Source organism: Amycolatopsis sp. 505, assembly GCF_031625235.1.
Classification (GTDB): Bacteria; Actinomycetota; Actinomycetes; order Mycobacteriales; family Pseudonocardiaceae; genus Amycolatopsis.
Map to the genome: position 1 here is coordinate 530,017 of NZ_JACKQP010000001.1, position 25,673 is coordinate 555,689.

At 71.2% G+C, this 25,673-nt stretch carries 24 protein-coding genes; 5 read left to right on the forward strand and 19 right to left on the reverse strand.

What is annotated here, in order from left to right; all coding sequences use genetic code 11:
• Entirely contained in the window at nucleotides 1-2,040 is a 2,040-nt protein-coding gene (locus H5965_RS02640) for a type VII secretion-associated protein (RefSeq protein WP_310968481.1), read from the reverse strand.
• Nucleotides 2,041-2,143: 103 nt separating this feature from the next.
• Nucleotides 2,144-6,154 (reverse strand): type VII secretion protein EccCa, encoded by a 4,011-nt coding sequence (gene eccCa, locus H5965_RS02645; protein ID WP_310967655.1) that lies wholly within the window; start codon nucleotides 6,152-6,154, stop codon nucleotides 2,144-2,146.
• A 510-nt stretch (nucleotides 6,155-6,664) separates the two neighbouring features.
• Between eccCa and eccD the strand changes: the two genes are divergently transcribed.
• Nucleotides 6,665-8,029, forward strand: coding sequence for a type VII secretion integral membrane protein EccD (gene eccD, locus H5965_RS02650; RefSeq protein WP_310967657.1), 1,365 nt, complete (start codon nucleotides 6,665-6,667; stop codon nucleotides 8,027-8,029).
• A 20-nt stretch (nucleotides 8,030-8,049) separates the two neighbouring features.
• A complete protein-coding gene (gene mycP / locus H5965_RS02655; protein WP_310967659.1) occupies nucleotides 8,050-9,627 on the forward strand; it encodes a type VII secretion-associated serine protease mycosin in 1,578 nt (525 codons plus the stop codon).
• Between the two features lie 205 nt (nucleotides 9,628-9,832).
• Here mycP and H5965_RS02660 read toward each other — a convergent pair whose 3' ends face one another.
• From H5965_RS02660 to eccB, 3 genes are all read right to left on the reverse strand, one after another.
• Nucleotides 9,833-10,960, reverse strand: a complete 1,128-nt coding sequence (locus H5965_RS02660) for a WXG100 family type VII secretion target (protein WP_310967660.1) — start codon at nucleotides 10,958-10,960, stop codon at nucleotides 9,833-9,835.
• A complete protein-coding gene (locus tag H5965_RS02665) occupies nucleotides 10,957-11,274 on the reverse strand; it encodes a hypothetical protein (RefSeq protein WP_310967661.1) in 318 nt (105 codons plus the stop codon). Before H5965_RS02665 ends, H5965_RS02660 begins: the two co-directional genes overlap by 4 nt.
• Before the next feature lie 64 nt (nucleotides 11,275-11,338).
• Complete coding sequence (eccB, locus tag H5965_RS02670; RefSeq protein WP_310967663.1) at nucleotides 11,339-12,973, reverse strand: type VII secretion protein EccB; 1,635 nt, start codon at nucleotides 12,971-12,973, stop codon at nucleotides 11,339-11,341.
• Between the two features lie 253 nt (nucleotides 12,974-13,226).
• Between eccB and H5965_RS02675 the strand changes: the two genes are divergently transcribed.
• Genes H5965_RS02675 through H5965_RS02685 form a run of 3 tightly spaced genes read left to right on the forward strand, consistent with a single transcriptional unit; the run spans nucleotide 13,227 to nucleotide 15,630 of the window.
• Complete coding sequence (locus H5965_RS02675; RefSeq protein ID WP_310967664.1) at nucleotides 13,227-13,799, forward strand: hypothetical protein; 573 nt, start codon at nucleotides 13,227-13,229, stop codon at nucleotides 13,797-13,799.
• Nucleotides 13,733-14,914 carry a type VII secretion protein EccE gene (gene eccE / locus H5965_RS02680; RefSeq protein WP_310967666.1) on the forward strand — a complete coding sequence of 394 codons (1,182 nt, stop codon included), beginning with the start codon at nucleotides 13,733-13,735 and terminating at the stop codon, nucleotides 14,912-14,914. Before H5965_RS02675 ends, eccE begins: the two co-directional genes overlap by 67 nt.
• Entirely contained in the window at nucleotides 14,911-15,630 is a 720-nt protein-coding gene (locus H5965_RS02685; protein WP_310967668.1) for a hypothetical protein, read from the forward strand. The genes eccE and H5965_RS02685 overlap by 4 nt, the downstream gene beginning before the upstream one ends.
• 66 nt (nucleotides 15,631-15,696) lie before the next feature.
• Here H5965_RS02685 and truA read toward each other — a convergent pair whose 3' ends face one another.
• The 14 genes from truA to H5965_RS02755 form a co-directional block, all read right to left on the reverse strand.
• A complete protein-coding gene (gene truA, locus H5965_RS02690) occupies nucleotides 15,697-16,524 on the reverse strand; it encodes a tRNA pseudouridine(38-40) synthase TruA (protein ID WP_310968482.1) in 828 nt (275 codons plus the stop codon).
• 73 nt (nucleotides 16,525-16,597) lie between these two features.
• Entirely contained in the window at nucleotides 16,598-17,152 is a 555-nt protein-coding gene (gene rplQ / locus H5965_RS02695) for a 50S ribosomal protein L17 (protein ID WP_310967669.1), read from the reverse strand.
• 41 nt (nucleotides 17,153-17,193) lie between these two features.
• Complete coding sequence (locus H5965_RS02700) at nucleotides 17,194-18,264, reverse strand: DNA-directed RNA polymerase subunit alpha (protein WP_004558887.1); 1,071 nt, start codon at nucleotides 18,262-18,264, stop codon at nucleotides 17,194-17,196.
• A 103-nt stretch (nucleotides 18,265-18,367) separates the two neighbouring features.
• The gene (gene rpsD / locus H5965_RS02705) at nucleotides 18,368-18,973 is read right to left on the reverse strand and encodes a 30S ribosomal protein S4 (protein WP_125306120.1); all 606 of its coding nucleotides are present in this window, start codon (nucleotides 18,971-18,973) and stop codon (nucleotides 18,368-18,370) included.
• 23 nt (nucleotides 18,974-18,996) lie between these two features.
• Nucleotides 18,997-19,404 carry a 30S ribosomal protein S11 gene (gene rpsK / locus H5965_RS02710; protein WP_004558885.1) on the reverse strand — a complete coding sequence of 136 codons (408 nt, stop codon included), beginning with the start codon at nucleotides 19,402-19,404 and terminating at the stop codon, nucleotides 18,997-18,999.
• A gap of 18 nt (nucleotides 19,405-19,422) precedes the next feature.
• Nucleotides 19,423-19,608: a hypothetical protein gene (locus H5965_RS02715; RefSeq protein WP_013222623.1), complete on the reverse strand. Its 186-nt coding sequence runs from the start codon at nucleotides 19,606-19,608 to the stop codon at nucleotides 19,423-19,425.
• The gene (rpsM, locus tag H5965_RS02720) at nucleotides 19,605-19,985 is read right to left on the reverse strand and encodes a 30S ribosomal protein S13 (protein WP_004558883.1); all 381 of its coding nucleotides are present in this window, start codon (nucleotides 19,983-19,985) and stop codon (nucleotides 19,605-19,607) included. Before rpsM ends, H5965_RS02715 begins: the two co-directional genes overlap by 4 nt.
• 206 nt (nucleotides 19,986-20,191) lie before the next feature.
• Entirely contained in the window at nucleotides 20,192-20,305 is a 114-nt protein-coding gene (gene rpmJ / locus H5965_RS02725) for a 50S ribosomal protein L36 (RefSeq protein WP_004558882.1), read from the reverse strand.
• 37 nt (nucleotides 20,306-20,342) lie between these two features.
• Complete coding sequence (infA, locus tag H5965_RS02730; protein ID WP_004558881.1) at nucleotides 20,343-20,564, reverse strand: translation initiation factor IF-1; 222 nt, start codon at nucleotides 20,562-20,564, stop codon at nucleotides 20,343-20,345.
• A 263-nt stretch (nucleotides 20,565-20,827) separates the two neighbouring features.
• Entirely contained in the window at nucleotides 20,828-21,604 is a 777-nt protein-coding gene (gene map, locus H5965_RS02735; protein WP_310967681.1) for a type I methionyl aminopeptidase, read from the reverse strand.
• 44 nt (nucleotides 21,605-21,648) lie between these two features.
• Nucleotides 21,649-22,203, reverse strand: coding sequence for an adenylate kinase (locus tag H5965_RS02740; RefSeq protein WP_310967683.1), 555 nt, complete (start codon nucleotides 22,201-22,203; stop codon nucleotides 21,649-21,651).
• Nucleotides 22,200-23,507 carry a preprotein translocase subunit SecY gene (gene secY / locus H5965_RS02745; RefSeq protein ID WP_310967684.1) on the reverse strand — a complete coding sequence of 436 codons (1,308 nt, stop codon included), beginning with the start codon at nucleotides 23,505-23,507 and terminating at the stop codon, nucleotides 22,200-22,202. Before secY ends, H5965_RS02740 begins: the two co-directional genes overlap by 4 nt.
• Nucleotides 23,508-23,761: 254 nt before the next feature.
• Nucleotides 23,762-24,409: a LysE family translocator gene (locus tag H5965_RS02750; RefSeq protein WP_310967686.1), complete on the reverse strand. Its 648-nt coding sequence runs from the start codon at nucleotides 24,407-24,409 to the stop codon at nucleotides 23,762-23,764.
• The gene (locus H5965_RS02755) at nucleotides 24,372-25,367 is read right to left on the reverse strand and encodes a hypothetical protein (protein WP_310967688.1); all 996 of its coding nucleotides are present in this window, start codon (nucleotides 25,365-25,367) and stop codon (nucleotides 24,372-24,374) included. Before H5965_RS02755 ends, H5965_RS02750 begins: the two co-directional genes overlap by 38 nt.
• Nucleotides 25,368-25,673: the final 306 nt, after the last annotated feature.

The following is a 25,673-nucleotide window of genomic DNA, read 5'->3' on the forward strand; positions in this document are numbered from 1 at the left end:
TCAGTTCAGGATTTCCGCCGTGCGCACGGCTTGCGCGCACGCGGCGGCGACCCGCTCGCGCAGCGGGGCGGTGGCGTACTGGCAGCCGACGTGGACCCGGATCCGGCCCTTCGCCACGACGTACCAGTCGACCTGGAGATCGGGCCGGTCCGGCTTGGTCTCGTGGTAGCCGATCACGGTCTTGCCGGCGTAGGACAGGTCCGGGTTGTACGCGCTCCAGCGTTCCGGCGCCCGTTCGGCGAGCTGCCGGAGCTCGTCGACGAGCTTCTGCCGGTCCGCGGTCGCGTCGTAGTCCATGACGTACTCCTGCGCGACCACGAGGTCGTTGCCGTCCCGGGACTCCTGCGGGTGGATCACGACCTGCTTCTCGGCGACCCGGTCGTCCGTCTGGACCCAGTCCTCCGGGGCGACGAACCTGAAGTCGTACTGCGAAAGCGTCCGGCCGCTCTCCGCTTGGCTCCCGGAGCCCTTGAACACGAAGAACCCGGCGACGACGAGCGCGGCGACGACGACCACCGCGACCGCGACGGCACCCCACAGCTTCCGGCGGTTCTTCCCCTCCGGTTCGGGGGCGGGCCGCGGGCCGGTGGCGGGCCCCGGCGGGTTCGGCCGGGCGGGCGGCGTCCACGGCCGGGCCACCGGCTGCCCGTGGGGCGGCGACGGCGGGGCCGCGCGGTTCGGGAACCCGGCCGGCCCGGGCGGGCCCGGCGCGGCGACCGGGGTGCGCGGCGGTGCCGGACGCTGGCCCCCGTCACCCGGGCGCTGGCTTCCGTCCCCCGGGCGCGGGGCGACGTCGCCGGGGCGGACGACCTCCGTGCGCTGCGCCGCCGGGCCGAGGTTCGCGCCCGGAACCGCGCCCAGCCGGGCCATCGCTTCGCCGGGCAGCGCGCCGGTGCGGTCCGGGTCCACCAGGACCGCCCGCAGCGCGCCGCGCGCGACGACCGTCTCCGGCTGGTCGAGGCTCGTCGGCACGACGCCGGTGCGTTCGTGCACCAGCCGGGAGATCATCGGGATCCGGCTCGACCCGCCGACCAGGAAGATCGCCGTGAGCTGCTTCGGCCGCAGGCCGGCGTCGCCGATCGCGGCGACCGTCAGCTCGACGGCCCGGCCCAGCGGCGCCGCGATCAGCCGTTCGAGGTCTTCGCGCGTGACGTGCGCGTCGGCGAACGGCGGCGGCATCGGCACGTCGGTGTAGGCGTGCCGCGACAACGTCTCCTTCGCGCCCCGCACGTCCTGGCGCAGCACGCGGCGACGGCGCCGGTCGGCCAGCTCACGGCCTTCGACGAGCTCGCGCCAGGCGCCCGGATCCGCCGCGGAGACCAGCGAACCGACGTGTTCGAGCAGCGCCTGGTCGATGTCGGCGCCGCCGAAGCTGGGGTCGCCCCGGGTGGCGAGCACCTGGAAACCGCCGCGCTGCGGACGGCCGGCCCGGTCCCGCGCGGTCTCCGGCAGCCGCCGCACCACGCTGACGTCGACCGTGCCGCCGCCGAGGTCCAGCACCGCGAGCGCGTCGCCGGGGCGCCCACTGAACTCGACGGTGCGGTCGTTGGTCACGTCCTGCGGCGCGAACGTCGCCGCGTGGTAGACCGCCGCCGCGACGGGCTCCGGCACCAGCGCGACCTCGCGCGCCAGCCCGCCGGCGGCCTGCCGCAGCAGCCGGGTGCGGATGGCACCCCAGTCCGCGGGATGGGTCAGCACGAGCAGGTCGACTTCGGCGTCCCCGGCCAGGCGGCGCGCTTCGGACACCGCGCGCCCCAGCACGGCGTGCACGACGTCGGTCACCCGCAGGACGTTCTCGCCGAGCAGCAGCTCGCCCTCGTCGATCCGCCGCTTCGGGTTCGGCTCGTACCGCGACGGGTCGACCGCGGCCTGCCGCTCGGCCTCCTGGCCGACGAACAGCGTGCCGTCGGCCGCCGCGTACACGGCCGAGGACATCAGCGGCTGGCCGTCGATCACCACGACCTGCGGCTCGCGCCCGTTCACCGAGGCGACGACGCAGGTGCTCGATGTCCCGAAGTCCACCGCAACCCGGACCGTCACCAGCAGCTCCCGCAATCGTGTTCGGGCTTCCTTGCGCCCCACCGGGACGCGCACCCGGGGAGGAACCTACCCACCCCGCCGGGAGCGCGTCCGGCCGCCGTCGTCAGTCGGGCTGGATCCACGACACCTGGATGAGCTGCTTGCCGTTCTTCCGGGTCAGCAGGTTGCCCCGGCCCGGCGGCATCGCGCTCGGCTTGATGTTGCCGACCAGCGCACCTTCGTCGCGCGAGCCGTTCATCACCATGCCCGGGGCCGCGATCTCCTTGAGCTTGCCGATGATCGGGTCGTACATCGCCTTCGACGCGCCACCGGTGCGCCGCACGACGACCAGGTGCAGGCCGACGTCCTTGGCCTGCGGCAGGAAGTCGGAGATCTTCCGCAGCGGGTTGTTCGTCGACGTGGCCACCAGGTCGTAGTCGTCGACGAGGATGAACAGCTCCGGGCCCTTCCACCAAGACCGCGTCTTCAGCTGCTCCTGCGTGACGTCCGGGCCCGGCAGGCGGCGGGTCATCGAGTTGAAGACGTCGCCGACCATGCTCTCCAGCTGCGCGGACGAGACCGCGTACCCGAGCAGCGAGTCGCCCTGGATGAAGCCGAGCATCGTGCGCCGGTAGTCGACCAGCAGGATGAGCGCTTCCTTGGCGGTGTAGCGCTCCGAGATACCCCGGGCGATCTGCCGCAGCAGGTTCGTCTTGCCCGACTCGCCGTCCGCGAAGGCGTAGAAGTGCGGCTCGGCGTTGAAGTCGATGTAGATCGGCTGCAGGTCCTCTTCGTTGACGCCGATCGGGATCAGCTTCGAGTCCCGTGCGGAGTCGAGCTTGAGCACCTCTTCGTAGGTGATCAGCTCCGGCAGCAGGCGGACCTGCGGGGCGACGCGGCCGCGCCAGGCGCCCTTGATCTTCGCCACCGCGTCGGCCACGCCGGCCGCGATCGTCTCCGGGTCGCTGGAGCCGTCGATCCGCGGGAGGCCGCCCAGCATGTGCAGCTTCTCGCGGGTCAGGCCGCGGCCCGGCCGCCCGGCCGGGATGTTCACCGCGACGCGCCGGTCGATGTCCGACTCGGTCGGGTCACCGAGGCGCAGCTCGAACCGGGTGCCCAGCATGTCCTTGATCGCCGGGCGGATGTCGGCCCACCGGTTGGCGGCGATGACGACGTGCACGCCGTACGACAGACCCTGGGTGGCGAGCCGGGTGATCGTGGTCTCGAGCTCTTCGAAGTCGTCGCGCAGGGCCCGCCAGTTGTCGACGACCAGGAACGCGTCGCCGAACGGGTCCTGGTCCGGCCGGATCTCGCCGCGGCGCTTGCGGTTGCGGAACTCGGTCATCGAGTCGATGCCCATCGCCCCGAACCGGCCTTCCCGCTCGGTGAGCAGGGTGGTCAGCTCGGCCACGATCCGGCGGGCCTTGTCCGGCTCGCGCCGGGCCACCGCGACCCCGCCGACGTGCGGCAGGTCGGCCAGACCGGCCAGGGTGCCACCACCGAGGTCGAGGCAGTAGAACTGCGCTTCCTCCGGGGTGTGCGTCAGCGCCATCGACATGATGAGCGTCCGCAGCATGGTCGACTTGCCGGTCTGCGGGCCGCCGACGATCACGCCGTGCCCCGCCGCACCGGAGAAGTCCGCCCACAGCGGGTCACGCCGCTGCTCGTACGGCCGGTCGATGATGCCCAGCGGCACCTGCAGCCGCCCGTTGCCGAAGTAACCCACCGGGGAGAGGCCGCGGTCGTCGGTCGGGTTCAGGTTGGGCAGCAGCGTGTCGAGCGAGTTCGGGTCCTTCAGCGGCGGCAGCCACACCTCGTGCGCCGGCGGGCCCTGGCCGACCAGGCGCGAGACGATGACGTCGAGCTCGCTGGGTTCGACCGCCTCTTCGGACTGCGGCTGCTGCTGGACCGGCGCCTCGATCTGCTGCGGCTCCGGCTCCTTCGGCAGCTCGACGAAGTCCGGGACGAACAGCTGCGGCCGCTTGTCCGCGCGGACCACGGTCGCCGCCGGGCCGGCCACCTTGAGGCCGGCCGGCCGGTACGGGCCCGAGACGTAGGACGCCTTGAACCGCACCAGCGTCGAGGTGTCGTACTTGAGGTAGCCACCACCGGGGACCGACGGCAGCTCGAACGCGTCCGGCACGCCGATCGCGGCGCGGGATTCCGCCGCCGAGAACGTCTTGAGACCGATCCGGTACGACAGGTGCGAGTCGAGACCGCGCAGCTTGCCCTCTTCGAGGCGCTGCGAGGCGAGCAGCATGTGCATCTGCAGCGACCGGCCCAGCCGGCCGATGGCGACGAACAGGTCGATGAAGTCCGGCTTCGCGCTCAGCAGCTCGGAGAACTCGTCGCAGACGATGAAGAGGGCGGGCAGCGGGTCGAGGTCCGCGCCGTTTTCGCGCGCCTTCTCGTATTCCCAGACGTTCTTGAAGTTGCCGCCGTTCTTCAGCGCTTCCTGCCGCCGGTTCATCTCGCCGGCCAGCGCGTCCTTCATGCGGTCGACCAGGGTGACCTCGTCCGCGAGGTTGGTGATGACCGCGGAGACGTGCGGGGCCTTGTCGAGGCCGAGGAACGTCGCGCCACCCTTGAAGTCGACGAGGACGAAGTTCAGCGTGCTCGACGAGTGCGTCGCCAGCAGGCCCAGCACCAGCGTGCGGAGGAACTCCGACTTGCCGGAACCGGTGGCGCCGATGCAGAGGCCGTGCGGGCCCATGCCCTCGGCGGCGGCTTCCTTGATGTCCAGCTCGACCGGCTGGCCGTACTCGCCGACGCCGAACGGGACGCGGTAGCGGTCGCGGATCGGCCGCGGCCGCCACGCCTGCTGGACGTCGAAGGTCATCGGGTCGCCGGGGATGCCGAGCAGCTCCAGCAGCGACGGGTTGGACAGCAGCGGCTCTTCGTCGCCGACGTCCTGACCCGCGGCACCGCCGACGCGGTACGGCGAGATGAGCCGGGCCAGCGACTCGGTCTCGACCAGGCTGAGGGTGTCCGGGCGGCCGAACCACTCGACACCGCCGGCACTGCGCGCGCCCAGCCTCTCCGGCTCGACGACCAGCCGGAGGCCGCGCCGGGCGGCGAGGTTGCCGAGGGAGTCGGACAGGTCGATCAGCGTGACGCCGACCAGGCCCTCTTCCAGGACGATCTGCTCTTCGCGGGTGACCTCGGCGTCGTCGATGATGATCACGACGTGCGGCTGGTCCGGCGCCGGCGTGGCGTTGCGGGAGAAGCGCTGGCGGTCACGCAGTTCTTCGTCGAGCCAGTCTTCGATCTGGGCCAGCGAGCCGGCCATCATGCGGAGCTGGCCGATGCCGTCGGACAGCGTGGGGTGCTGGACGTGCGGCAGCCACTTCGCCCACTCCCACTCCTCCTTCGCGCGGCCCGCGGTGGCGACCGCGATCAGCACGTCGTCGGGGCTGTGGAAGGAAACGAGCTGCGCGAGCATGGCGCGGGTGAGGCCGCGGGTCAGCGCGCGGTCGCCCTGCATGCTGACCGCGGCGAACCCGCGGAGGGTGATCTGGGTCGGCAGGTCCGGCACGATCGAGTGCGCGCGCACGAACCGGCGCAGCGCGAGGGTGGCGATCGGCTCCAGCTCGTCGACGGGGCCGGTCTGGGGCGGGACCAGCCGCGTGGCGAGGCGGTGCGAGCTGCGCCCGACGCGCAGGTGCAGGAAGTCCTGGTCGTTCTGCCGGCGCTCCCACATCCGGCGGCTGGCGGCCAGCGACCACAGCGACTGGGGGTCCGGGTGCACCCATTCCAGGGCGGCGCGCTGGTCGACCATCGCCTCGCGGGCGCGGTCGCGCATCTGGCCCAGGTAGCGCAGGTAGTCCTTGCGGTCCTCGTCCATCTCGGCGCGCTTGGCGCCGCCGCCCTTGCCGCCACCGCCGGCCATCATCCCGAGCGTCCCGACGACCATCATGCCGCCCATGGCCATCATCATCGGGTTCCGGTTGCTGGCCTGGAACATGAAGACCATCATCCCGAGCGACGCGACGATCATGACGACCGGAAGCGCCTTCATCACGATGTTCCCGGGGATCACCCGGGGCACCTCGGGCGGCGGCTCGAGGTGAACCTCACCGCCCGGTGGCCGCGGTGCCGCCAGCCGCGGCGACTTCTTGAACTGCAGCGTGCTCATCGAAGGACCCCTCATTCAAACTCGACGATGGCGGCCACCGCGTCGGTGCGCGACCAACCTATCGAACGCCCTCGTGGAATTCCGCCGGATGCCGGAACCGCCCGGGAACGCTGCCCGATCGTCGTGAGGAGAGTGTACGGCGCGGCACCGACAGTAATGTGTGGTTTGCCGCCGTGAGCTGCGGCAGCCGGGCCAAGCCACGTCGCGCGGCGACCCGGGGCTGGTGGGCCGCACCGCGCGGGGACGTTGCCGTGGCCTGCCGTTGCCAAGCCGCGTCGCGAATGACTCATTCGCAGCGCCGGACGTCCCGAATGAGTCATACGCGACATCCGACGGCGGCCCGGAGCTAGTGGGCCGCACCGCGCGGCGACGTTGCCGTGGCCTGCGGCAGCCGGTGAATTTCGGACGTTCGATGATGCCCGCGGGCGGCTTCGGTATAAGTTCCCCCGGGAGACGTCTCATCAGAGCGGGGGCAGTGCAGTGGCTACGGGCACGACAGTTTTCAGCAGGGTGACGGTCGTCGCACCGTCCACCCGGATCGACGTCGCGCTGCCCGCCGACGTCGCGGTGGCCGATCTGCTGCCGATGCTGCTGGACATGGCCAAGGAGACCGCGCCCGACGGCGGGGCCCGCCACGGCGGCTGGGCGCTGGCGAAGCTCGGGGACGCCCCGCTCGACCCGAGCCGCACGCTGGCTTCGCTCGGCGTCGTCGACGGTGAGCTGCTCCAGCTGCGCAAGCGCAACGAAAACCCGCCGCCGCCGCTGTACGACGACGTCGTCGACGCCATCGCCGAGTCCTCCCCCGACAGCTTCCGCCCCTGGACCAAGGAAACCGCGAACCGGTTCGGGCACGTCGCGGGCGGGCTGGCGCTGTTCGCCGCCGCCGTCGCGCTGTTCATGAGCGGCTCCTTCTACGGCGGCAGCGCGCTGGGTGCGGCCATCGCCGGCGGCATCGGCGCGATCGCCTGCGTCGCGATCGGGGCCACGCTCGCCAAGGGCTACCAGGCCGAACCGACCGGCGTGCTGATCGCCGCGGCGGGCGGGCTGCCGCTGGCCTTCGTCAGCGGCTTCTACATCGTGCCCGGGCTGTCGCTGCGGGCGAACCTGCTGCTCGGCGCGGTGCTGGTGATCATCGTCGCCTCGGTCTGCATCATGGTCATCGGCGCCGGCATCACGACGTTCATCGCCGCGGCCACCGCGGGCACCTTCGGCGCGCTGGCCTTCCTGTTCGGCACGCTCGTCGCGCACCCGGCGCCCGGGATCGCGGCCGGCACCGTCGCGGTCGCCCTCGCCTGCATCTCGATCCTCCCGCGCGCCACCATCTGGCTCGCGAAGCTGCCGCTGCCGCACGTCCCGAGCAACGCCGAAGAGCTGAAGGAAGACTCCGGCTTCCCCGACTACCGGGCGATCGAGCGCCGCACGGCGATCGCGCACAACTACATGACCGGCCTGATGGTCGGCTGCGGTGCCACGGTGGCCGTCTCGGCGATCATCGCGGCGAGCGCGCCCGGCGCGTTCGGGATCATCCTCGGCGTCGTCGCGACGCTCGTGCTGCTGCTGCGCGCCCGCGCGTACGCCAACGGCAGCCAAGCGATCGCCCTGCTCACCACGGGCCTGGTCTCGGCCACCGGGATCGCCGTCGGCTGGCTGGTCTCGGCGAGCGCCCAGAACCGCCTGCTCTACGTCTTCGGCCTGCTGATCCTGCTCGCCGCGGGCGCGCTCGTCGTCGGCGTGATCTTCCCGAACCAGCGGTTCTCGCCGCCGCTGCGGCGCACGGTGGAGATCATCGAGGCGATCTGCATCGCCTCCGTGCTGCCCCTCGCCCTCGGTGTGATGGACCTCTACACCACCCTGCGGCACCTGAACTTCAAGTGACCGGGTCGGGTGAATCTCGGATGTCAGCAGGACGCCCCCTTGGCTCGGCCCGGCGCACCACGACGGCCCTGCTCGCCGGCACGATCGGCGTCCTGGCCACGGTCGCGGGCGCGGTGCCGGCGCACGCCCAGGCCGCCCCGGCCGACGGCTACTTCGCGACGCCGCCCCCGGTCGACGACAGCAAGCTGATCCCGGATTCCCGGCAGCCGGACAAGAAGTACAAGAAGTCGAAGGCCTGCGTCCAGCGCAGCACGCTCGGCCGGGACATCGTGCTGAAGAACCGGCCGTGGGGCCAGGACTACCTGCAGATCGGCAAGGCGCAGGAGATCGTCAAAGCGGCCACCGGCAGCGCCGGGGGCAACGTGCGGGTGGCGGTCGTCGACACCGGCGTGACCCAGCACCCGTGGTTCCAGAACCGGGTCAAGTCCGGCGGCGACTACGTCGCGAAGCCGGACGGGAAGCCCGAAGGCCTCGAAGACTGCGACGGCCACGGCACCGAAGTCGCCGGCATCATCGCGGGCAAGCCCGACAACCCGGAGGTCGGGTTCATCGGCGTCGCCCCGGACGCCACGATCGTGTCCTACCGCCAGCTGAGCGAGAACTACGAGCCCGACACCTCGACCCCGACGCCGCCGGCGAGCAGCAGCGGGGGCACGCCTCCGCCGTCGTCGAGCACCAGCCCGCCGCCGGGCGGCGGGGGCGGCGGCGGTGAAGGCGACCGGACGTCTCCGGGGCAGACCAACGGCGGCCGCCAGCTGGAGAAGGCCGGCACCGCGGGGACGTTGAAGACGCTGGCCGAGATCATCCGCGGCATCGCCGAGCGCAACGAAGCCGACATCATCAACATGTCGGTCGACAACTGCCGCCCGGCCACCGGCTCGATCACCGAAGGCGAGCAGCAGGTCCAGGCCGCCGCCCGCTTCGCCGCGCAGCGGGGTGTCGTGATCATCGCCGCCGCGGGCAACGCGACGGACACCTGCCCGCAGAACGACCAGCCGGACGCGCGGAAGCCGAAGACGATCGTGACACCGCCGTGGTTCGCCGACGACGTGTTGTCCGTCGGGGCGATCGACGAGACCGGCAGCGTGGCCCCGTTCAGCGTGCACGGCCCGTGGGTCGGCGTCGCGGCGCCGGGGACGCAGATCATGTCGCTCGACCCCGCCGAAGGCTCCGACGGCTTGGCGAACCTCACGTTCGAGAACGGCGACAAGGCCAGCCCGATCCAGGGAACGAGCTTCGCGGCGCCGTACGTCTCGGGGCTCGCGGCCCTGGTCAAGGCCAAGTACCCGCAGCTGGACGCGAAGGGCATCATCAACCGGATCAAGGAGACGGCCCAGCACCCGGCGGCACCGGGCGGCCGCGACAACTTCGTCGGCTACGGCGTCATCGACCCGGTGGCGGCGCTGACCCAGAGCCTGCCGTCGGAGGTGGGGAACCCGGCGCCGATCCCGGGCCCGCAGCTGGCCCAGCTCCCGCCGGCCAACGACCGCAGCCCGACCCCGGTGATCGTGGCGCTGGCCGGAACGGGCGGCGGCCTGGTGGCGTTGCTGATCACCCTGTTCGTGATGCGCACGATCCGCCGCAACCGCCCCGAATAGCCCGCCCACCCGTGATTGAAGGGTCATCACGCGTGATTGGGGAGGCATCACACGTGATTGAAGGGTCGACACGCCAAACCTCGCCGTGTCGACCCTTCAATCACGCGTGTCGACCCTTCAATCACGCGTGTCGACCCGCTGATCACCCGTGTCGACCCTTCAATCACGCGTGTCGACCCTCTGATCACGGGTGCTGCCGGTTCCGTCACTTCGCGGGTGGGGCCGGGGGCTTCTTCGGCTGGGGGTTTTCGTCCTCGCCGATCACCGGCGGGGCCACCAGATCGGGCTCGCCCAGCAATTCCGACGGCTTCGTCGTCGGGCGGGTCTTCGACTGGCGGCGGCCGCCGCCACCGCCTCCGCCGAACGCGCCGAAGCCCATCATCGGCATCATCGGCATCCCGGACGCGCTGTGGCTCGCGGCGCTGTCCGGGGCCGGCTGGGGTGCCGGCTCCACAGGCTGGGCCGCGTCCGGCGTGCCGGCGCCCGTGTGCTTCGGCTCCGCCGGGTCCCCGCTCGCCGACGACGGTGTCATGACCGCGTCGGAACTGGAGTCGGAGCTGGGGTCGGAGCCCGGCCCGGCGGAAGCCGGGGCAGGGGTGCCGGATTCCGGCTCGTGCAGGTGGAAGCGCTCCTCCGGGTACCGGTGCGCGATCTCGATGCTGCGTGTGGCCGCGTCGGGGTCGTCGACGCCGTTGCACAGCCGGTCGAACGCCTCCAAGACGTCTCGCGCCGTCTCGTACAACGCCTTCGCCGCGTCCTGCGTCTCCCCCAGCTGCGCCCGCGCGCGCTTGGTGCCGCCGCTCGGCAGCATCATCGTCTCGGAGATCAGGTCTGCGGCACCGACCAGGACGTCGGCGAGGTCGACGACCAGGTGGCGCAGGGTGGTCACCAGGTCGTCGAGGGCGTCCGCGAGCGTCGTGAGCGCCTCGCGGAGGTCACCGCCCGCGGCACCGATCTCCCGGATGTACCCGACGAACGCGTCGGCGTCGCGGCCCGCCCAGCCGGCGTCGAGCCGGCCCAGGTGGTCGTCGAGCCGGGCGGACACCTCGGCCGCTGCCGCGGCCGCCGAGCGCAACCGGCCGGCTTCGGCGCCGAGGTCGCCCCAGCGGCCGAGCAGCGGGCGGAAGTACGTCTCGACCGGGTCGATCAGCCCGAGCCGGCCGGACACCTCGGTGAGGTAGGCCAGGTAGGGCTCGGCGGTGGCGGCGATCCCCGCGCCGTCCGCGTCCGGGGCGAACGCGACCGCGGGCGCGGTGACCACCGGGGCGGCGGCCCGCTTCGCGAGCGGGTGCGGGATGGAGTCCGTGGAAGCCTCCGGCTCGGCGAACGTCATCCGTCGAGCCTTCCGGCCCGCTTGATCAGCTCCGCGGCTTCGGCGTCCTGGCCGCCGTGGCGGACCGTCACCTGCCGCAGCGCCTCCGCGGCCGAGCGCAGCGCCTCGGCGCCGTCGGCCAGCTGGCGCCGCAACGCCCCGGCCGCGCGGCCGTACGACTCCCCGACGCCGATCTGCGCCCCCAGCGTCCCGAAGGACTCCCCGGTGACGTCGCCGCCGACCTCGGCCGCCGCCGCGTCCAGGTCGTCCGCAGCGGCCTCGGCCGTCTCGGCGTACCCGGCGACGACGACGCCGTCCATCTTCAAGCCGGCCACGGCACCTCCGCTCGCGAAAAGGACCTTCGAGCGTGGGACGTCCGCCGCGGCCCGGCGGTTCCGCTCAGTTGGCCGGCTGCTGGGTCGTCGGGAACGCGCCGGCGTTCGGGTCGATCGGCACCGCGTCGAACTGCCGCAGCACGTCCTGGGTATTCAGCGACGCCCCGGTCGGCAGCAGCCCGATGATCGACTCGGGCGCGGGCTGCCGGTTGTTCAGGCCGATCGCGTCCGCGGTCTGGGCGTCCGGGACGCTGTAGCGGACGCCCCGGTCGGAGATCAGCTGGATCGCGCCCTTGCCGAAGCTGGCCTTGCCGGTGGCGGACTGGACGACCGCGGCGAACCCGGGCTTGACGTAGAAACCGTTGAGCGGCACCCGGTTCGGGCCCGGCGTCGTCACGGCCATCGGGGTGAACTTCTCGCCGGTGCTCTTCTGGCCGGGCAGCTGCGTGTCGACGTACACCGAGGTGTGGCCGTCCTGGTCCGGGCCGGAGCCGACCAGCGACCAGCCCAGGCACGCGACCGAGGAGTTCTTCGTCGCGTCGAGGATCGTCGGCACCGAGCGCGGGAAGTCGTCGACCGGGATGTAGTCCGGGTCGTTCGGCTGCAGGGTCTTCACCCCGGCGAGCTTGTCCAGGCCCAGCGTCTGGATGCTGCTGGAGCTGCCGTTCTTCGCGACGCGGATGATGTCGGCGACGGCGTTGGACACCCGCTGGATGCCGGTCGGCGTGATCGCCCAGTAGTTCAGCTCGCGCTGGCCGGCCTGCTGCGTGGCGAAGACGTCGCCCGAGGTGAGGCCGTCGAAGTCCGCCGGGGCCTGGCCGCTCGGGATCTTCGGCGGCGACAGCTTCGCGACCTCGGGGATCGCGTTGAGCAGGCCCTGCGTGATCTTCCGCGGCGACGGCGGCAGCTGCAGCGCCGTCCGGACGGCGTCGTTCGGGTTGTCGACGTCGATCTCGGCGCGCACGGTGTTCGCGTTCGGCCGGTTCCGGGAGCTCGGCAGCCGGTAGACGAGGTAGGTCTTCCCGTTGTCGGCCTTCGCCAGCAGCGCTTCGTTCTCGCCCAGCTCGGTGCCGAGGCCGCTCGGCGCGATCCCGCCGAAAACGTAGGTGTTGGTGCGGCCCGTGTCGGGGTTCGGCAGCGACGTGTCGAGCTGAACCTGGTCGCACACGGCCCAATTCGCGGGAATTCGCTGGGAATCCGTCGGGATCAGCTGCGGACCGTCCGGAATTCCGGTCAGTTTGTCGCGCGGAATGTCCTTCAGCTGGTCGTCGGAAACGACCGTGGGATTCTTCACACTCGCCGGGCTCGCCGGAGCCGGAGCGGGTGCCGCGGTCGCGCCGCCGGCTCCCGCGCCCGGTGACTTCTGCTGGGCCAGCAGGAGAAGCCGGGCCGACGCGAGGTTGAACGTCGGGATCAGCTTCTTCGGGTTGCCCGTCACGACGTAGACCGTGCCGGACTGCTCGCCGATCACGATGTTCCCGGCCTCGGGCACCGACGGCGCCGGGCTGAGCAGGCCCCAGACGACGAAGACGATCATGCCGAGCGCGCCCAGCACCACCCCCACGATCGTGGCCCGCGTGTGGGTGCGCATCGGGTCGTGCAGCATCACGGCGTCCCGCCGGACCAGCGCCGACTGCATCCGCCGCAGGACGAACTGATACGCCTGGACCTGAGACTTAGTCGTGGGTGTTGATGGCATTCTCGACCTACAGCTCTCCCCGTCGCGGTACGGTTCCGCAGGATAGCCGTACGGGGACCGTCTGGTGTGGGGTTTCTACCAACTCAAGCTAGTGTCGGGCACCCCGGGACCCGGCTTCCGGGTACGCAGCAAGCACGAGGGGAAGAGAAAGCGCGGATGTCCGTCACCACTCCTCCACGTCCGCCTGGCCCGCCCGGGCCCCCGCCGCCCGGTGGCCGTCCGCCGGGCCCGCCGCCGCGGCCGGGCAGACCGGGTGGTCCCGGTGGACCCGGTGGCGTTCCCGGCGTTCCCGGCGGACCCGGCGGAGTGCCTGGCGGGCCCGGTGGACCCGGCGGCGTACCCGGACTGCCTCCGCGCGGTCCCGGCGGCCCCGGTCCCGGCCCGGGTGGCCCCGGCGGACGTCCGGGCGGCCCTGGCGGCCCCGGCGGCCCGAGTGGGCCCGGTGGGCCTGGCGGCCCGAGTGGGCCCGGTGGGCCTGGCGGCGGCGGTCCCGGCGGTAGCGGCCCGGGTGGCGGCGGTCCTGGTGGCTCCGGCGGCCCCGGTGGCGGTGGTCCCGGCGGCCCTGGTGGCCCCAGCGGCGGTGGTCCTGGTGGTCCCGGTGGTGGCGGTCCCGGCGGTCCCGGCGGCGGTGGCCCGGGTGGCCCCGGCGGCCCGCAGGGGCCCGACGACAGCGGTCCCGCCACTCCCCCGCCCGGCCCGGCCCGGGTGGCCCCGCCGGCGCGGCGACGGTCCGCCGGCGTCACCCTCGGCCCGCTGCCCGTGGCCAACCTCGTCGTGCTCGAAGTCGGCCTCGCGATCGGCCTGGTGCTGCTCGCCATCGACATGAAGCTGAAGTGGGTCGGCGTCGGCATCGTCGGCTTCGCCCTCGTCGTCGCGCTGCTGCGCTGGCGCGGCCGCTGGTTCACCCAGTGGGTGGGCCTGACGTTGCGCTACACCTTCCGCTCGCACGACCGGGTCGCCGAGCCGCTGCCGCCGAGCACCGTCGAAGCCATGACCGCCGAGGAGACCACGGTCACCGGCCCCGACGACGCCCGCGTGAACCTGCTGCGCATCGCCGTGCCGGACCTCGTCGTCGCGCACGGCGTCGACCACGAACGCCAGCAGGTCGGGCTCGCCTGGAACGACGGCACGTGGACGGCGGTGCTGCTCGTCGAGCCGGCCCCGGCGCTGATCACCCAGGCCGACGGCGCGCCGAGCCTGCCGCTGTCGGCGCTGGCGCCCTGCCTCGAGGACCGCGGGGTGGTCCTCGACTCGATCCAGATGATCTGGCACTGCTACCCGGGCAGCGCCGCGCTGCCGTCGGACTCGCCCGCGCTGAGCTCCTACATGGAGGTCCTGGGCCCGCTGCCCGCGGCGGCCCGGCGGACGACGTGGGTGGCGATCCGGCTCGACCCGCGGCGGTGCCCGGCGGCGATCCGGGAACGCGGCGGCGGCGTCGTCGGCGCCCACCGCGCGCTGATCGGCGCGCTCTCGCGGGTGCGCAACGCGCTGGAGTCCCAGGGCGTGCCGACGCGGCCGCTCGACCCGGACGAGCTGCTGCGGGCGAGCATCTCGGCCGCGGAGCTCACTTCCGTCGCCGGTTCACCCACGAAGGTGACGCTGCAGGAACGCTGGTCCGGCGTGACCGCGGCCGGCATCGGGCACGCGAGCTACGCCATCACCGGCTGGCCGAAGGGCAAGGTCACCAGCAGCCTCAACGCGCTGACGAGCGTCCGCGCGCTGTCGGCGACGCTGGCGATGTCGATCTCCCCGGCGTCCGACGAGGGCAAGATCGGCCTGCGCGGCGTGGTCCGGCTGAGCGCGCGGAACCCGCGTGAGCTCGACGCCGCCGACCAGCGGCTGCAGAGCCTGTCCGAACGGCTCGGGGTGGACCTGACGCCGCTGCGCGGGCTGCAGGTGTCCGCGCTCGCCGCGACGTTGCCGATCGGAGGCACAGCATGAGTTCGCGCGTCCGTGACGCCGGGCAGAACGGCGGCGTGGCACCGGAGTTCACGGTGGACCCCGCGCTGCTCGACGCGATCAGCCCCTCGGGCGACCGCGGCGGCATCGTCCTCGGCTCGGGTCTCAAGGGCGAGCCGCTGACCATCTCGGCGCTGCGCTCGACCCCCACCCGGATCGTGCTGGTGGGCGGGCTGTACCTGGCCCGGCAGGTCGCGATGCGGGCGATGGCGGTCGGGGCGTGGGTCGTGGTCGCGACCGGTCGCCCGACCGAGTGGCAGGTCCTGTCCCGCGCGGCGGGCAGCCGCGACGGCCGGCCGTCACCGCTGGTGCAGATCCGCCGGCTGTCCCCGGTCGAGCTGCCGCGGCCGTCGGAGGACGCCCCGCTGCTGGTGGTGACCGACGGCGGCCCGACACCGCAGGACCTGTTCCCGCCCCGCTCGCCCTGGCAGACGACGGTCTACGTGCTCCCGTACCTGCACCCGCAAGCGGGCGCGACGGCCAACGCGGCGGACCTGGTGCTGATGCAGCGCCTCCCGGCCGGCCAGGCCGAGCTGGCGGCCCGCATCTGGCGCCTGCCGCCCCAGATGATGCGCCAGCTGACGACGTTGCAGGACGACCAGGTGGTGGCCCTGGGCCGCAACCTCTGGCGGCCGCTGAGGCTGGTGACGACGGGCAAGGAGCAGCAGCTCCTCGGCCCGGTCCGCCGCGGCGACTGAACTGCCCGTCGCGAATGACTCATTGGGGACCTCGGAGGTCCCGAATGAGTCATTCGCGACGTTCGGTTACGGGGCCGTGCGGATGTTGCGGGTTTGGGCTGCCCGGGCCGCGAGTTCGGCGTCCGGCGGGTAGTCCACGCCGAGCAGGGTGAGGCCGTGAGCCGGGGCGACCGCGCTGTCGCGGATGCCGCTCTCCAGGACCTTCGACGGCCACGCGTCGGTGCGGCGGCCGTCGCCGACCAGGAGGAGCACTCCGACCAGGCTGCGGACCATCGAGTGGCAGAACGCGTCCGCCGAAACGCGGACCTCCAGCAGGTGGTCGTCGACCCGCGCCCACTCCAGCCGCTGCAGCTCGCGGATCGTCGTGCCCGTGTCGCGCTGCTTGCAGTACGCCGCGAAGTCGTGCAGGCCCAGCAGGTCCGCCGCCGCCGCGTTCATCGCGTCCGTCGACAGTGGACGGTTCCAGGCCAGGGTGTCGTGGCGGCGCAGCGGGTCCACGCCCCACGGCGCGTCCGAGACCCGGTAGCGGTAGTGCCGGCGGATCGCCGAGAACCGGGCGTCGAAGCCTTCCGGCGCCACCCGGGCGCCCAGCACGCGCACATCGCCCGGCAGCAGGCGGTTCCAGCGGCCCGTCATGCGCGTCAGATCCGGGATGCCTTCCGGGGACACCGGAATCCGGCCCGAAGGCGACGAGAGGGGCACCACGTCGACGTGCACCACCTGGCCCGTCGCGTGGACGCCGGCGTCCGTGCGGCCCGCCACGACGACGGACTTCGGCACCGACGCCCCCGGTGGCTGCTTCTGCAGGGCCTCCTCCAGGAGGCCCTGGACCGTGCGGCGGCCCGGCTGGCGGGCCCAGCCCGAGAAGTCCGTGCCGTCGTAGGAGACGTCCAGGCGCAGACGAACGAGCCCGCCCTCCCCGGGGGGAGTGGCGGGCTCGTCCGGTGTCGAAGCGGCCGTCAGGACGTCAGTCCTTCTTGGCGTCGGCGTCGTCCGAAGCCGGAGCCTCGGTCTCGGCGGCGGTGTCCTCGGCCTTGGCCTCCTCGGCGGCGGGCGCCTCGGTGGTCTCCTCGGTCGAGGTCTCCTCGGCAGCAGCCGGGGCGGCGGCCTTCTCGTCCTTGGCGAACTTCGTCTTGCGAGCGCGCTCGGCTTCCGAAGTCACCGTCTTCTCGGCCACCAGCTCGATGACGGCCATGGCGGCGTTGTCGCCCTTGCGCGGCATCGTCTTGGTGATCCGGGTGTAGCCACCCGCGCGCTCCGCGAAGTGCGGACCGATCTCGGCGAACAGCTTGTGCAGGACGTCCTTGTCACGGACGACCTTCTGCACCTGACGACGGTTGTGCAGGTCGCCCCGCTTCGCCTTCGTGATCAGCTTCTCGGCCAGCGGGCGGACCCGGCGGGCCTTCGCCTCGGTGGTCGTGATCTTGCCGTGCTCGAACAGCTGCGTGGCCAAGTTGGCCAGGATCAGCCGCTCGTGCGCGGACGACCCGCCGAGCCGGGCTCCCTTGGTAGGGGTGGGCATTGGTTCTCCTAGTTCAGCTCACAGCGTCCAGGCACACGGCCTCAGAGCTGCTCGGTCTCTGCGTAGTCCTGGCCATCGTCGTGGCCGTCCGAAATCCCGTCGGCGATGCCACCGACACCCTCCGACCAGCCTTCGCCGTCGTAGCTGGCGGCCGCCGCGGTCGGGTCGAACCCGGGCGGGCTGTCCTTCAGCGCGAGGCCAAGACCGACGAGCTTGAGCTTGACCTCGTCGATCGACTTGGCGCCGAAGTTGCGGATGTCGAGCAGGTCCGCCTCGCTGCGCGAGACGAGCTCGCCCACCGTGTGGATGCCCTCGCGCTTGAGGCAGTTGTACGACCGGACGGTGAGGTCCAGGTCCTCGATCGGCATCGCGTAGGCGGCGATGGTGTCCGCCTCCTGCGGCGACGGGCCGATCTCGATGCCCTCGGCGTCGACGTTCAGCTCGCGGGCGAGACCGAACAGCTCCACCAGCGTCTTGCCGGCCGACGCGACCGCGTCCCGCGGCGTGATCGACGGCTTGGTCTCGACGTCCAGGATCAGCTTGTCGAAGTCGGTGCGCTGCTCGACACGGGTGGCCTCGACCTTGTAGGTCACCTTGAGCACCGGCGAGTAGATCGAGTCGACCGGGATCCGGCCGATCTCCGCGCCCGCCTGCTTGTTCTGCAGGGCCGGAACGTAACCGCGGCCGCGCTCGACGACGAGCTCGATTTCGAGCTTGCCCTTGCCGTTCAGCGACGCGATGTGCAGATCCGGGTTGTGCACGGTGACACCCGCCGGCGGCACGATGTCGGCCGCCGTGACCTCACCCGGGCCCTGCTTGCGCAGGTACATGGTGACCGGCTCGTCCTCTTCCGAGGACACCACGAGCTCCTTGAGGTTCAGGATGATGTCGGTGACGTCTTCCTTCACCCCGGGAACGGTGGTGAATTCGTGCAGCACGCCGTCGATGCGGATGCTCGTCACGGCCGCGCCCGGGATGGACGACAGCAGCGTGCGCCGCAGCGAGTTGCCGAGCGTGTAGCCGAAGCCGGGCTCCAGCGGTTCGATGGTGAATCGGGAGCGGGTCTCGTTGACCGTCTCTTCGCCGAGAGCCGGCCGCTGGGAAATCAGCATTTCTTCCTAGTTCCTTTCCAGACGACGCCCGCCATATGACGTCGAAGGGATGGCGCGGCGGCGGCGCACCTGTCGCGCCGCCGCCCTGTCCGACGGTGCCGGACTACTTCGAGTAGAGCTCGACGATCAGCTGTTCCTGAACCGGAACGTCGATCTGCGCACGCTCCGGCAGCTGGTGGACCAGCACGCGGAGGTTGGACTGGACGACCTGCAGCCACGCCGGGATGGGGCGCTCGCCGAAGGACTCCTTCGCCGCGACGAACGGCAGCATGCCCATGGACTTCGGCCGCACGTCGATGATGTCCCACTTGGTGACCTGGAACGACGGGACGTTCACCTTCTGGCCGTTGACCAGGAAGTGGCCGTGGCTCACCAGCTGACGCGCCTGGCGGCGGGTGCGGGCGATGCCGGCGCGGTAGATCACGTTGTCCAGGCGGGACTCGAGGATCTGCAGCAGGTTCTCACCGGTCTTGCCCGGACGCCGGACGGCTTCCTTGTAGTACCGGACGAACTGGCGCTCGAGAACGCCGTAGGTGTAGCGAGCCTTCTGCTTCTCCTGCGACTGCAGGAGGTACTCGGACTCCTTGATGCGCCCGCGGCCGTGCTGGCCCGGCGGGTAGGGGCGACGCTCGAAAGCCTGGTCGCCGCCGATGAGGTCAACCTTGAGGCGACGCGAAATACGCGTCGCGGGGCCGGTGTAACGAGCCATTTCTTCTTACTCCTCCCCGTTCCTCAGACCCGGCGCCGCTTGGGCGGGCGGCAGCCGTTGTGAGGCTGCGGGGTCACGTCCTGGATGGTGCCGACCTCGAGGCCGGCCGCCTGCAGCGAGCGGATCGCCGTCTCGCGGCCCGAACCCGGGCCCTTCACGAAGACGTCGACCTTCTTCATGCCGTGCTCGGCGGCCTTGCGGGCAGCGTTCTCGGCGGCCATCTGCGCGGCGAACGGGGTGGACTTGCGGGAGCCCTTGAAGCCCACGTGCCCACTCGACGCCCACGCGATCACGGCACCGGTCGGGTCCGTGATCGAGACGATGGTGTTGTTGAAGGTGCTCTTGATGTGCGCGTGACCGTGCGCGACATTCTTCTTTTCCTTGCGGCGGACCTTCTTGGCCCCGGCCGCAGTACGAGACTTCGGTGGCATGTTCTGAGGGTTCTCCTGTTAGCGCGCGTTCTCTTGGTGAGCGGCGACCGCTTCGGCCTGGCCGCGCCGGATGATCGAACCGGCGTCGGTGTACAGGTTGCGGAGCGCCATCGGGCGGGCGTAGAGCGCCTTGGGCGAGACACAAGCCGAGCCGCGGCGCTGAACGCCACCCATCTGCACGACCTTCTTGCCCTGGACGCTCACTTCTTTCCAGCCTTCTTCTTGCCGGCGACCGTCTTCTTCGGACCCTTGCGGGTGCGGGCGTTCGTCTTGGTGCGCTGACCACGGACGGGAAGTCCGCGGCGCCAGCGAAGGCCCTCGTAGCACCCGATCTCGATCTTCCGACGGATGTCGGCGTTCACCTCACGGCGAAGGTCACCCTCGACCTTGAAGTTCTCTTCGATGTACGTACGCAGCTTCGCGAGGTCGTCATCGCTGAGGTCCTTGACGCGGGTGTCCGCGTTGAGCTCGGCAGCCTTGATGAGCTGCTTCGAGCGGGTACGGCCGATGCCGTAGATGTAGGTAAGCGCGATCTCCAACCGCTTTTCGCGGGGGAGGTCTACGCCAGCGAGTCGTGCCATTGGCGCTGATGCTCCTTCTTCGGTTTCTTCTTCAGGTCTGCTCCCCGTCCGGTTCCGGGACCGACTCGCCTGTCGTGCCCTCGGCTTGCGCCTCGGGTGTCCCAGCCCCGGCCTGAAGCCCGGGGGTGAACCGGTTCACTCACGTGAGCCGGCAGGTGCGGGGAGGTTGTGTAGCCGTCAATCCACTCTGGTCGAGTGCTTGGCGATCAGCCCTGCCGCTGCTTGTGCCGCAGGTTCTCGCAGATCACCATGATCCGGCCGTGACGGCGGATCACCTTGCACTTGTCGCAGATCTTCTTGACGCTCGGCTGAACCTTCACGTCTTCTGCTCTCCTGCTTCTGAGCCGCTCTTCGTGATCACTTGTAGCGGTAGACGATGCGACCACGAGAGAGGTCGTAGGGCGAAAGCTCCACGACAACCCTGTCCTCCGGCAGGATGCGGATGTAGTGCTGCCGCATCTTGCCGCTGATGTGTGCCAGGACCTTGTGACCGTTCTCCAACTCGACGCGGAACATCGCGTTGGGGAGCGGCTCGACTACGCGGCCTTCGACCTCGATGGCCCCGTCTTTCTTCGCCATGTCCTCCGCATTTCCTTGTCTGCAGCGTCTGTCGCCACACCTGATCAACTCGAGCACTAGTGCTGGGTCGGGTGTTGCGTGGCACACTGGTGCCCGGCTCCCAAGACCGTGAATTCACGAGCGCGCAGGATCCGGGCGCGATAAGTGCGCCGACTTGACAGTGTACGCAGGTCGTGTCGCGACCCCCAAACCGGGGGTGACCATGCTAAAGGACCGTGCAGGTGGACGTGATGGCGATCACCGCTTGTGGGTGAACGCGCAGGTCAGGCGTCCTCGGCGGCAGTGAGCACCCAGGGACCGTCTTCGGTGATGGCGACGGTGTGCTCCCAGTGGGCCGCGCGGGAGCCGTCGGCCGTGACGACCGTCCAGCCGTCGTCCAGCTCGCGGGTCTCGCCGCCGCCGCCGGTGAGCATCGGCTCGATGGCCAGGGCCATGCCGGGCTTGAGCCGGGGGCCCTTGCCGGGCTTGCCGACGTTCGGCAGGAACGGGTCCATGTGCATCTGGCGGCCGATGCCGTGGCCGCCGTACTCGACGATCATCCCGTACTCGATGCCGTCGTCGCGGCCCGCGCGCTCGGCGGCGGACTGGACGGCGTGGGAGATGTCGGTGAGCCGGCCACCGGCACTGACCGCCTCGATGCCGGCCCACATCGCCGCCTCGGTCGCCGCGGACAGCGCCAGGTCGGCGTCGGAGACCTTGCCGATGGCCAGCGTGACGGCGGAGTCGCCGTGCCAGCCGTCGAGGATGGCGCCGCAGTCGACGGAGATGATGTCGCCGTCGGCCAGCACCTGGGTCTTCGCCGGGATGCCGTGCACGATCTGCTCGTTCACCGACGCGCAGATCGACGCCGGGAACCCGTGGTAGCCCTTGAACGACGGCACCGCGCCGGCGTCCCGGATCGTCTGCTCGGCCAGCTCGTCGAGCTCGGCCGTGCTGACACCGGGCTTCGCCGCGGCGCGGACCGCCGCGAGCGTGCGGGCGACGACGAGGCCCGCGGCCCGCATCGCCTGCAGCTCGTCCGGGGTCTTGACTTCGATCATGCGCCCACGGCGGAGCACTTGCAGAACACGCAATCCTCCGAGGTTCACGTGCGGTCGCGCAGCGCTTTCAGCACCCGGCCGGAGATCTCCTCGACGCTGCCGACACCGTCGACGGTCACCAGGATGTCGGCGTAGTACTCCAGCAGCGGCGCGGTGTCCGACACGTAGATCTGCTGACGGCGGCGGATGACCTCTTCGGTGTCGTCCGCGCGGCCGCGCGACATGAGCCGCGCGACGACGACGTCCTCCGGCACCTGCAGCTGGATCACGGCGTCGAGCGCGACGTCCGCGTCGCCCAGGATCTCGCCGAGGACCTCGGCCTGCTTGGTGTTGCGGGGGAAGCCGTCGAGCAGGAAGCCGGCCTTGGCGTCCGGCTCGGCGAGCCGCTCGCGGACCATTTCGTTGGTCACCGAGTCGGGCACGAGCTCGCCCGAGTCCAGGTAGCGCTTCGCCTCCTGGCCGAGCGGGGTCTCCTGGCCGACGTGGGCGCGGAACAGGTCACCGGTCGAGATGTGCGGGATGCGCAGCTGCTCGGACAGGGCCACCGCCTGCGTGCCCTTGCCCGCACCGGGCGGGCCGACGAGAACCAGGCGCGTCACTTCAAGAACCCTTCGTAGTTGCGCTGCATCAGCTGGCTTTCGATCTGCTTCACGGTGTCGAGGCCGACACCGACCATGATCAGCACAGCCGTGCCACCGAACGGGAAGTTCTGGTTGTTCCCGCTACCGGTCACCGACAGGAAGAAGTTCGGGAGGATCGCGATGATGCCCAGGTACAGCGAGCCCGGCAGGGTGATCCGGCCCAGCACGAAGCTGAGGTACTCGGCCGTCGGGCGGCCGGGGCGGATGCCCGGGATGAAGCCACCGAACTTCTTCATCTCTTCCGCACGCTCGTCCACGTTGAACGTGATCGTGATGTAGAAGTACGTGAAGAAGATGATCAGCGCGAAGTACAGCAGGATGTGCACCCAGCTGGACTGGTTCACGATGTAGTTCCGGATGAACACCTGCCAGCCGGAGTTGCTGTTCTGGTCGCCGACGAGACGGCTGATCAGGTCCGGCAGGTACAGCAGGGACGACGCGAAGATGACCGGGATGACGCCGGCCTGGTTCACCTTGATCGGCAGGTAGGTCGACGTGCCGCCGTACATCCGGCGGCCGATCATGCGCTTGGCGTACTGCACCGGGATCCGGCGCTGGCCCTGCTCGACGAAGATGACGCTGGCGATGATCACCAGGCCGAAGGCGCAGACGACGGCCAGGCCGAGGCCACCGGCGTTGCTGAGGATGTTGCCGCCCTCGACCGGGATGCGCGCGGCGATGTTCAGGAAGATCAGGACGGACATGCCGTTGCCGACGCCGCGCTCGGTGATCAGCTCGCCCAGCCACATCATGACGGCGGTGCCCGCGGTCATGGTGATGACGATGATCGCCAGCGAGTAGACGCTGTTGTCCGGGATGATCGGCTGGTCGCAGTCCGGGAAGAGCTGCTTGCGGTCCGCGAGCGCGACCACCCCGGTGGCCTGCAGGATCGCCAGCGCGATCGTGAGGTACCGGGTGTACTGGGTCAGCTTGCCCTGGCCGGACTGCCCTTCCTTCTTCAGCTCCTCGAACCGCGGGATGACCACGGTGAGCAGCTGGATGATGATGCTCGCCGTGATGTACGGCATGATGCCGGTCGAGAAGAGCGACAGCTGCAGCAGCGCACCACCGCTGAACAGGTTCAGCAGCTGGTAGACGCCCTCCTGCTGCGCCTGGGAGCTACAAGCCTGTACGGCACCGTACGAGATGCCGGGCGCCGGAATGGTCGCACCGATTCGGTAAACCGCGACGATGGCTAGCGTGAACAGGATCTTCTTGCGTAGATCCGGCGTCGCGAGAGCCGAGCGGAAGGCGCTGAGCACGCGGGGGACCTCCTCGGCGTCGTCGGCTGTCCTAACCGACGATCGGCTTGGCCGGCACGGGGCCGGCGGGAACACACAGCACTACTGGCACGCAAGCCAGGAACGCTTCGGGGCACACTCGTCCCGAAGCGTGTCGCCGACTCTAACAGCTTCACAGGGCGTGTCCGCAGTCCGTGTGCGTTTTCCGTACCAAGGTTGCTCCGGCGGGTTGATCCACATCGCCGTCTTGGCGGTATTCCTTGACAGAATGTGGATCAGGCGTTCGACGTCGCGAGCACGCCGGCCAGCCCGACGAGGACCACCCCGGTCGCCCGGTCGACGCCCCGCCGGGGCAGTTTGATCGTCTTCACCGCGGCGCCGGCGACGACGTAGACCGAGCCGGCCAGGAACTCGGCCAGCAGATAGACCGCGCCGAGCAGCGCGATCTGCGTCGGAAAGGAGCCGTGACCTGCGTCGATGAACTGCGGGACGAAGGCGGTGAAGATCAGGATCGCCTTCGGGTTGGTGATCGCGACACCGAACTCCTTGCGGGTGACGCGCCAGGCCGTGGTGGGGGTTTTGGGCAGCTCGTTCGGGGTGTTTTTGCCCCGGAAGGTGGACCAGAGCAGGCGGACGCCGAGGTAGAGCAGGTAGGCGGCGCCGGCCCATTTGATGATCGTCAGAGCGGTCTCGGAGGCGGCCAAGAGCTGCCCCAGCCCGGCCGCGACGGCGGCGATCAGCAGGGTGAACGCGGCCAGCCGGCCACCCAGGCCGGCGAGGCCGTGGCGAACACCGTGCGTCATGCCGTGGTGGAGGCCGAGCAGGTTGTTCGCCCCTGGCGTAAGGGCGACGAGCACGGAGGCGCCGAAGAAGACCCACGCGTGTTCACCGTAGCGGCGGTTCGTCCGGCTCGTCCGGCTCATCCGGGGGCAGCACGGTGATGGCGACCCCGGAGGGCGGCGTCGGGGTGTCGGCGTAGGCGACGGCCGGATCAGCCCAGGCGGGGTCCCGGAGGTGGCCGAGGAGGGGCAGGTGGGCCACGACCGCCGCGGCGGCGGCCGCCACGGCGGCCAGGGCCAGGAGCCACATGCCGGGCCCGGTGGTGACCTCCAGGTCCACCTCTTCCCCGGCGATGGCGGCCAGCTCGAACCGGAACATCGCGACGGTGGTGACGACGCCCGCGGCGAACACCGCACCGGCCGACAGCAGCCACCGGGTGAGGCCGCGCCCGGGCCGGGAGAAGGCCGCGAACGCGGCCGCGGCCAGGAGAACGATCGCGACGATCACCGGGATGCCGACAGGCACCCCCGGCCGGTCGGTGGGTTCCTGGCCGGAGACCTCGATGCGGTTGCCCCACGCGGTCTCGGTGATGGTCAGCTGCGCGTCGCCGAAGCCCTGGCGGAAGGAGAGTTCCTGGAGCATCCGGAAGAGCGGCAGGAAGCAGCCTCCGACGGCCAGGAGGGCCGCCAGGGCGGCGAGGGCCGCCGGGAGGTGCCGGGGCAGCCGGGAGGCGGGCGGCTCGGGAGCGGGGGCTTGGGCGGGCGTCGGGGCGGCCGCGGGGGCGGCCGGCGGGGGCCCGGCGGCGACCGTCGGCAGCTCGGCGACCGGGAACGGCAGGTGCCCGGGCGGGGTGGGGGGTGGGAAGAGCGGTGGCTCGGTATGGGGCGTGGCTGCCGCGGGGAAGGCGAGGGGCTCCGCGGGCGGGGTTTCCGCCGGGAACAGCGGCGGCTCGGTGTGGGGTGCGCCTGGCGTGGGGAAGGTCAGCGGGTCGCCCTCCCTCGGCGGTGCGGCCGCCGCGGGGAAGGTCAGCGGATCGCCCTGCCTCGGCGGTGCGGCCGCCGCCTCCGACGGGGATGCCAGGGGGTCGTCCTGCCTCGGCACTGCCGCCTCCCCCGGGGCGCCTGCCGGTGCTCCGGCTCCCGGCTCGACCCCGGCGAGCTTGGGCGCCTCGACCGGGAAGCTCAGCGGGGAATCCGCCGCGCCGGCCGGGGGTGGGGGGTCTTGTGCGGGTCTGTCCACCCCTGTGATCCTCCGCCCGGATCCGGCTTCCGGCAAGGAAGTCCGGGAACGCCGAAGGCCCGCCCGGCGTGAGCCGGACGGGCCTTCGGGCGAGCAATCTCAGTGAGGCTTATTCAGCCGTCGGCCGCCGCATGACATCCGAGCTGACCGGCGGTCTGCGCGGGGGGC

Coding starts and splice junctions, on each gene's coding strand:
- rplQ (WP_310967669.1), bottom strand. CDS start 17,152: ATGCCCACCCCTACCAAGGGAGCCCGGCTCGGCGGGTCGTCCGCGCAC.
- mycP (WP_310967659.1), top strand. CDS start 8,050: ATGTCAGCAGGACGCCCCCTTGGCTCGGCCCGGCGCACCACGACGGCC.
- H5965_RS02700 (WP_004558887.1), bottom strand. CDS start 18,264: ATGCTGATTTCCCAGCGGCCGGCTCTCGGCGAAGAGACGGTCAACGAG.
- infA (WP_004558881.1), bottom strand. CDS start 20,564: ATGGCGAAGAAAGACGGGGCCATCGAGGTCGAAGGCCGCGTAGTCGAG.
- rpsM (WP_004558883.1), bottom strand. CDS start 19,985: ATGGCACGACTCGCTGGCGTAGACCTCCCCCGCGAAAAGCGGTTGGAG.
- map (WP_310967681.1), bottom strand. CDS start 21,604: ATGATCGAAGTCAAGACCCCGGACGAGCTGCAGGCGATGCGGGCCGCG.
- H5965_RS02750 (WP_310967686.1), bottom strand. CDS start 24,409: ATGAGCCGGACGAGCCGGACGAACCGCCGCTACGGTGAACACGCGTGG.
- eccB (WP_310967663.1), bottom strand. CDS start 12,973: ATGCCATCAACACCCACGACTAAGTCTCAGGTCCAGGCGTATCAGTTC.
- eccCa (WP_310967655.1), bottom strand. CDS start 6,154: ATGAGCACGCTGCAGTTCAAGAAGTCGCCGCGGCTGGCGGCACCGCGG.
- H5965_RS02685 (WP_310967668.1), top strand. CDS start 14,911: ATGAGTTCGCGCGTCCGTGACGCCGGGCAGAACGGCGGCGTGGCACCG.
- rpsK (WP_004558885.1), bottom strand. CDS start 19,404: ATGCCACCGAAGTCTCGTACTGCGGCCGGGGCCAAGAAGGTCCGCCGC.
- H5965_RS02660 (WP_310967660.1), bottom strand. CDS start 10,960: ATGACGTTCGCCGAGCCGGAGGCTTCCACGGACTCCATCCCGCACCCG.
- rpsD (WP_125306120.1), bottom strand. CDS start 18,973: ATGGCTCGTTACACCGGCCCCGCGACGCGTATTTCGCGTCGCCTCAAG.